This window comes from Pantoea sp. WMus005, from assembly GCF_013415305.1.
Lineage (GTDB): Bacteria > Pseudomonadota > Gammaproteobacteria > Enterobacterales > Enterobacteriaceae > Pantoea > Pantoea rara.
In genome coordinates, this window is record NZ_JACBXU010000018.1 from 1 (window position 1) to 399 (window position 399).

The following is a 399-nucleotide window of genomic DNA, read 5'->3' on the forward strand; positions in this document are numbered from 1 at the left end:
ACGCCACCTTGCACAATGAAGACGAGGTGTTGCGCAAGGATGTGCGCGTGGGCGATACCGTCGTCGTGCGCCGCGCCGGCGATGTGATCCCGGAAGTGCTGTCCGTGGTGCTGGAGAAGCGCCCGCAACCGGCGCCGCTGCCGTTCAAGATGCTGGAGCGCTGTCCCGTCTGCGATTCCCACGTGGTACGCGAAGAGGGCGAGGCGATTGCCCGTTGCTCGGGTGGCCTGTTCTGTTCGGCCCAGCGCAAGGAAGCGTTCCGTCACTTTGCCGGGCGGCGCATGATGGATATCGAAGGTCTTGGGGAACGTTATATCGATACCCTGGTCGAACTGGAATACGTGCATGGCCTGGCTGACCTGTATAGCCTGACCCTGGATAAATTGCTGGAAATGAAAG

General features: G+C 60.9%; 1 pseudogene. It reads left to right on the forward strand.

What is annotated here, in order from left to right:
- A pseudogene (gene ligA / locus HZZ01_RS20710) lies at positions 1–399 on the forward strand (NAD-dependent DNA ligase LigA); the annotation flags it as partial.